This is a genomic window from Dyadobacter sp., assembly GCF_039919315.1.
Taxonomy (GTDB): Bacteria; Bacteroidota; Bacteroidia; order Cytophagales; family Spirosomataceae; genus Dyadobacter.
Genome location: NZ_JBDSFX010000076.1, coordinates 1 through 7,311, shown reverse-complemented (window position 1 = coordinate 7,311; position 7,311 = coordinate 1). Strand labels below are relative to the sequence as shown.

General features: G+C 44.9%; 4 protein-coding genes and 1 pseudogene. 3 read left to right on the top strand and 2 right to left on the bottom strand.

Going from position 1 to position 7,311, the window contains the following annotated elements; translation table 11 throughout:
- Both ABIO93_RS21420 and ABIO93_RS21415 read left to right on the top strand, forming a co-directional pair.
- A pseudogene (locus ABIO93_RS21420) lies at positions 1–649 on the top strand (glucosidase); the annotation flags it as partial.
- A 45-nt stretch (positions 650–694) separates the two neighbouring features.
- A complete protein-coding gene (locus tag ABIO93_RS21415) occupies positions 695–2,458 on the top strand; it encodes a phospho-sugar mutase (RefSeq protein WP_348071437.1) in 1,764 nt (587 codons plus the stop codon).
- A gap of 52 nt (positions 2,459–2,510) precedes the next feature.
- Here the strand turns inward: ABIO93_RS21415 and ABIO93_RS21410 are convergent, their stop codons facing one another.
- Positions 2,511–4,253: a M56 family metallopeptidase gene (locus tag ABIO93_RS21410; protein ID WP_348071435.1), complete on the bottom strand. Its 1,743-nt coding sequence runs from the start codon at positions 4,251–4,253 to the stop codon at positions 2,511–2,513.
- Positions 4,254–4,286: 33 nt separating this feature from the next.
- Positions 4,287–4,655 carry a BlaI/MecI/CopY family transcriptional regulator gene (locus tag ABIO93_RS21405; protein WP_348071433.1) on the bottom strand — a complete coding sequence of 123 codons (369 nt, stop codon included), beginning with the start codon at positions 4,653–4,655 and terminating at the stop codon, positions 4,287–4,289.
- A 215-nt stretch (positions 4,656–4,870) separates the two neighbouring features.
- Here ABIO93_RS21405 and ABIO93_RS21400 point away from each other — a divergent pair.
- A partial coding sequence (locus ABIO93_RS21400) for a SusC/RagA family TonB-linked outer membrane protein (RefSeq protein WP_348071431.1) occupies positions 4,871–7,311 on the top strand: 2,441 nt, incomplete at its 3' end.

Sequence of the window (7,311 nt, the reverse complement as noted above, 5' to 3'; positions counted from 1 at the left end):
CTCGCGGTGGTTTGAGTCAGGAAAAGGGGAAAATAGGTTACTATCTATTCTGCGTGGTCACCGGATGAAAATGATCCTGAAACGGATGCTCGATGAAAATGAATTTTTATCAGATTACGGCGTTCGTGCATTGTCCAAGTACCATGAGGAAAACCCGTATAAGTTTTATATCAATGGAGAAGTGTTGCAAGTGGATTATACGCCTGCCGAAGCATTGACGGATATTATGGGGGGGAATTCCAATTGGCGAGGGCCGATCTGGTTTCCATTGAACTACCTGATTTTTGACTCGCTGATGAAGTTTCATGCATACTACGGCGAAGACTTTATGGTCGAGTACCCGACGAATTCGGGAAACCTGGCGACCATTAAAGATGCCGCTGTGGCGATTGCGTGCCGTTTGATCGATATTTTCAAGAAAGATACCGAAGGAAACAGGGCAGTGTATGGTCATGATGAGAAAATGCAGAAAGACCCTAATTTCAATGAGCACGTTTTGTTTTACGAATATTTCCATGGGGATAATGGTCGCGGATGCGGAGCCAGCCACCAAACTGGCTGGACCGGGCTGGTAGCAGAACTGATCCATAAGACTGCAAAAGAAACAGTCAAGCAAACAGAGAAACAAGAGCTGGAAATAATTAAATAATTCCGTAATATATTTACATCAAAATCAATTCTATTTAACTCAATTATGACTGCAAAATTGGAACCGAGTGTGATGACCAAAGTGAGCAGCTGGCTCAACGGTGATTATGATATCGATACAAAACAATCTATTCAACAACTGATTGATGAAGGGAACGACACGGAATTAACAGATGCATTTTATAAAGATTTAGAGTTTGGAACAGGAGGATTAAGAGGACTGATCGGAATCGGTTCCAACCGAATGAACCGGTATACGGTAGGTACGGCCACTCAGGGACTAGCCAATTACCTCAATAAGGCGTTTCCAAATGAAGAGAAAAAAGTAGCTATAGCTTACGACAGCCGCATTAAGTCGGATGAATTTGCGAAGATCATTGCGGATATTTTCTCGGCGAACGGAATGACTGTTTACCTTTTCGAAGCATTGCGTCCTACGCCTGAGCTGTCTTTCGCGATCCGTTTGCTGGGCTGTAAAAGTGGAGTGGTAGTGACTGCTTCTCACAACCCGAAGGAATATAATGGCTACAAAGCCTACTGGGACGACGGTTCGCAGGTAGTAGCTCCTCACGATACCAACATTATCACGGAAGTCAATGCTATTGAATCGATTGACCAGGTGAAATTTGATGGTGATGCTTCTAAAATCATCAAAATTGGTGCCGAGGTAGATGAAAAATACATGGAACATATTTTGTCGCTATCCATTTCCAAAGGAGCACTGGAGCGCCAGAAAGATCTTAAAATCGTATACACACCGTTGCACGGAACCGGTGTTACGCTGGTACCGACCTTGCTAGCCAAGATGGGTTTCGAAGCAGTAACGGTGATTGAAGAGCAGGCAGAGCCCAAAGGCAATGGTCAGTTTCCAACGGTAGTTTATCCAAACCCGGAGGAAAGCGAAGCAATGTCAATGGCGGTGGAAAAAGCAAAAGAAATCGATGCGGACCTGGTCATGGGAACCGATCCCGATGCAGATCGCGTAGGAATCGCGGTTAAAAATCATCATGGAGAAATACAGTTGCTGAATGGTAATCAGACAGCCAGCGTATTGATTTACTATCTCCTGAATGCATGGAAAGATGCCGGTAAATTGACTGGCACCCAGTTTGTTTGCAAGACCATTGTGACCACGGACCTGATCGACAAAATGGCTGCGGCCTATGATGTGAAATGTTATAATACCCTTACCGGTTTCAAATACATTGCCCAGGTAATCCGCGAAAAAGAAGGTATCGAGCAATTTATTGGCGGTGGTGAAGAAAGCTACGGCTACCTGATCGGTGATGCAGTGCGTGACAAGGATGCGATCGCTTCCTGTGCGATGATTGCTGAACTTACAGCTTATGCCAAGGATAAGGGATTGAGCCTTTTCGATATGTTGATGGAAATCTACAAACAGTTTGGTTTCTATTACGAAGGATTGATCTCTCTGACTAAAAAAGGAAAATCAGGTGCGGATGAAATCCAGCAAATGATGGCTGATTTCCGGGCTAATCCTCCAAAAACATTGGCCGGTTCGCCGGTTGTCAGAATGGACGATTACAAAGCGCTGAGTACGATCGATTTTACGAGCGGAACTACGCATTCAATTCCTTCTGGCGAAATGGGTATCGAGCCATCGAATGTATTGCAGTTCTTCACAGAAGACGGAACCAAGTTTACCTGCCGTCCATCCGGTACCGAGCCTAAAATCAAGTTCTACGTAGGCGTACGTGCTGCATTGGAGAAAAACGAAGACTTCGACAGCGTATATGCGGATCTGAAAGAGAAAGTGAAGGGGATTGGTGAGGAGTTAGGATTGAAATAAGTACAATTGAATATATTGTTAAAAATGGGCCGCTATCATGAGCGGCCCATTTTTATTTACTGTAAACAATGATATACTCCTTGCCTCTGCTGTCTCTGATGATTTTTATAGCTTTGAATTTACTGAATGGTAGCTCGTTTAGTTCGGACAAGGTTGTGGGCTGAGAATCTAAATAGCATTCAGCATCCCTGTGCATCGAGGTAAGTTTTAAAAGGTTGTCTTTTGATTTTCCGACCCCCTGCGAACTTAATATCTCGGCCGCATGCTCTCCCTCGAGAGCTCCTTTTTCAAGACCTCGCGAGGACGAACCAAGTTTTTCGTCATTGATTTTTTGAACCAAACGGTATTCGAAATATTCTGTCTCGTGCGCTTTCGCAAATTCCAATGCCTTATCATAATCATCTTGTAATGCCTTAACCAGCTGCGGCTGATCGCCACCAGTACCCATTTGACTTTTGCCGATGTATCCCGACTCTCCTTTCATAGGCACGAATTTACCTTCACCTTCCGTGGCTTTGCTACTTCCACCTTTCGTCTCGATATGGACAGTCAGATGAGTGATAAACTTCTGTAATGGATCGTACTCAATGGAATTGATATTCATTTCAGCACCAAATCGTTTCACCTCTTTTTTGATTTCGTTGATATCATCCCAGGTTGCCAGCGGCGAAATCGCATAGTAAAGCGTTCCGTTCTGCTCAACAATCCATTTACTTTTCACCTTCTCTGGCTTGACAGTTTGGCTACTATCGATCGTAGTGATAGCTTTTGGCGCAGCAACAGGAATCAGATTTTGTTTTGTTTCAATGGGTCTTTCAACTTGTGCATCTGTTTGACTGGGAGCTTCAAATACCACACCAACCAGCGGCGGCAGGAATTCAGTAACCTTAGCAGTATAAGGCGCAACGAATGCGGAGGATAAATACAATATTCCGATCAGTAAGCCATACTTGCCCCAGGCTAAGTAATGTGACGGTTTTTTATTCATCATTCTAATGCGTTTTTTTAAAAGTGATTGAGCAAACGAATTGGTCAATGGCAGCTCCCGGTTTTGAAGAACTGTTCTCAGCAGATCGAACTGATATTCTTTTTTCTCGCAACCACGATCCAGCACGCCACGATCAGCCAGATATTCCAGATTAGCCTGAACCAGCCGTTGATGAAACCAGGCAAACGGATTGAACCATAACACAATGCGCTGTAATTCAGCAAGCAACAGATCCAGACTGTGACATTGTAGCACGTGTTCTGTTTCGTGCGCCAAAATATGTTGCAATGTGCTTTTTGAATGATTTTGAGGATTATAGATTACCCAGCGAAAGAATGAGTACGGTGAAGTATTATGCTCATCACAGATGAAAATCACGCCATCGGTGGACTTTTGAGACGGAGATTTCCAAAGTAACCGTATCAACCGGCCGACCTGAAAAAGAAAAATGGCCGCCGTGAATGCTACCCCTGCCAGGTAAATGAGTGTCAGTACGTCCATGAAGTTCCATTGCGGCAAATGCTGACGGTTAATGATGGAAGGCGCGGGATTGAATGAGGAAATCTCCTGCCTGACCACTGGGATAGCCTCCGCGATTTTAGGAATGGTCTGGTGAAATTCAGCCTGTACCTCCACCGGGCCCCAGTCGGCGAGCGGAATAAGCGGTAGCGACCAGGCCGCGGCTACATTCAGCCACAACAGCGCGCGATTAAGTTTAGAAAAGGTTTCAAACTGGATTAGCCAGCGGTAGCCCAGCGTCAAAATTGCCAGTAACATACTGACTTTCATGAGGTATAGGAACAGCATAAGTTGTTGATTTAATGGTAAAACATCAATTCGTCACTTTCCTTCTTCAATCATCCTGATGATCTCGCGTAAATCGTCGGGACTCACTTTTTCATTTTTAGCAAAATAAGCCACCAGATCTTTGTAGGAGTCGTTAAAATAATTTCCGACGACTTTATTCAGCACAAAATAATTCTGGTAATCCTCCTTTGCCACGATAGGGAAATATTCGTAGGTATTCCCGAACTGCCGGTGATCTACATAACCCTTTTCTTCCAGGTTCCGAATAATGGTCGAGAGCGTATTGTAGTGCAGTTTTGGTTCGGTAAAAAGCGGGAGCATGTCTTTTACGAAAGCACTTTGCAAATTCCAAAGTACCTGCATCACCTCCTCCTCCTTGTTAGTCAGCTTGTCTAATTCCATGTGACAAACATATAACTATTTTTCTAGTTAAAAAACTATTTTTCTAGTACCGTTACTTTTTTGACCTTTTCTATTCTAAATATAGTAAGGCTGCAATTTGTCTGATAGTACTGGTTATGTTACTTTAAGTTGATTAATAGGGTAGTATAGGTATTACTTTTTATAGAATAAATTGCAACTTACGCTGTAAAATTTATTTAAATCTTACCTAATTAATGATGATGAACAGACTACTTCACAGCAAGTTATGGATCGTCTTGCTTACTTTGACGATTTTTTGGAATGCAAAAGCGCAGAATGCTGCGGTAACCGGAAAGGTCAGGGATCAGAACGGATCGGAGATTCCCGGGGTCAGTGTGAGTGTCAAGGGCACGTCGCAAGGCACCTCTACCAATGAAAAAGGCGATTACAGTATTTCGGTTGCTTCCGGGGGAACATTGGTTTTTAGTTTTATTGGTTTCAAAAGAGTGGAAATGAATGTGACCAGTCAAAAAATCCTGAATGTGACCATGCAGACCGACGTGTCGGTGCTGGACGAAGTGGTAGTGACCGCATTGGGGCAGACGCAGGAAAAACGGGCGATCGGTTACTCGGTACAATCCATCAAGTCCGACGAGATCCGGAATTCAGGCAATCCCAACATGATAGGTGCATTGCAAGGGAAGGTCGCAGGTGCGGTCATCACCGGTTCGGGAGGCGCGCCGGGTGCTGGTGTCAACATTATTCTGCGAGGAATCACCTCATTGAGCGGGAGTGCTGATAATCAGCCACTATTTGTCATCGACGGCATCATTATCAGCAATGCTACCACAGCCGGAAACCCGCTGCCGAGTGCTGGAACGGCTTCTCCGGGTGCGTCGGAACAATTTGCCAATACCAACCGCGCGGCAGACATTAACCCCGACGACATTGAAAGTATATCAGTGCTGAAAGGCCCGGCCGCGACGGCATTGTACGGATTGCGGGCGTCGAATGGAGCGATTATCATTACCACCAAACGTGGGAAATCGGGTAAGCTCAATGTATCCGTCTCGACATCAGGCGGAATTGATGTGCTGGGAAAATCGCCGGACATTCAGACGCGCTTTGTTCAGGGCAGGTTCGGGGAGTTTATTTCGCCTACGGAAATAAGGCAACGTACACCATACCAGTCATTTGGCCCGTCGATCATTGATAATACGACGGATAAGATCTACGATAATTTCCGCGGATTTTACCAGACTGGTTTTCGGACTAACAACAATATTAGTTTGACCAAAGGAACCGAAAAAGGCAACATTTATTTTTCGGCAGGTCACAATTATCAACAGGGAATCGTACCTACTACCGATTTTTCCAGAACGTCGGGGAAAATTGCCGGTACTTATAATTTTACCAAAAAATTCTCTACTTCCGGCTCATTTAACCACATCCGGTCCGGTGGAAAACGCCCTCCTGCTGGCGATAAATCGATTTTCAGTGCATTGTCCTATTGGCCCAATACCTATGACGTCAACGACTACTTGAATCCCGACGGTTCGTATAAGAACCTGCTCCCCGGCTTTACGGATAACCCTCGCTACCTCGTTGAAAAAAGTCCCCGGGTTGATCAAGTCAACAGGTACATTGCCGATCTTACATTAAACTATCAGATCACAGACTGGCTGACTGCGAAATACCAGATCACTTACGATGCATTCAACGAACACAGAAAGCGCCAGGTAGACAGTACTTTTGATGTCGGAACTGCGGTAAAAGGATTTTTGATCAAGGAATCTATCAATTACCGCGAGATCAATTCCAATTTATATGTCACCGCCACCAAGCAGTTTAATGAAAACTGGACCGGTTCACTCATGGTAGGGAATTCGGTGGTCGATAGCAAACGTCCTGACAGCTACTACGAGCGTGGTGAAGGATGGAAAGCACCTTTCACAGATGAAATCAGCAGTTATCGCAATCAGCAAAAGCGGTTTTATTCGCCACTTCAATACCGGATCGTGAGCTTCTTCGGTGATGCCAAGCTGAGCTATAAGGAGATGCTGTACCTGAACATTACTGCGCGAAATGATATGGTTTCCACATTGCCGGTGGCCAGCAATTCGTTCTTTTATCCTTCATTCAATCTGGGATATATTTTTACCGAAAACCTTCCGAAAAACAATATCCTGACATACGGCAAGCTTCGTGCGTCGTGGGCACAGGTAGGTAAGGGTACGGATCCATACGTGATAGGTGCGTATTACGAACTCGCTGATAATTTTCCGTTTGGAAACACGGTACCTGGCTACGTCCGGCGCTCTACCACCGCCGCCGAAAACTTAAAACCGGAAAGGACGACATCCATGGAATTTGGTACAGAGCTTCGCTTTTTGAATAACCGGGTAATGTTGGACGCAACCTATTTTACAATGGATAGCAAGGATCAGATCGTCCGGGCTCCGGTGTCTAATGTCTCGGGCTACTCATTTTATTATACCAATATTGGTTTGATCAGGAATAAGGGCGTGGAATTGCTACTTTCGATCAAGCCGGTTCAAACCGGGAAGTTCAACTGGGATATGTCCCTCAATTTTACCAAAATGTCGGGCAGGGTAGTGGAGATGCCGGATGAGCTCGAAGAGATTTCTTACTTCGATAATGGTAGCCGCGGCGTGCTGAAAGTGCGGGAGGGGAG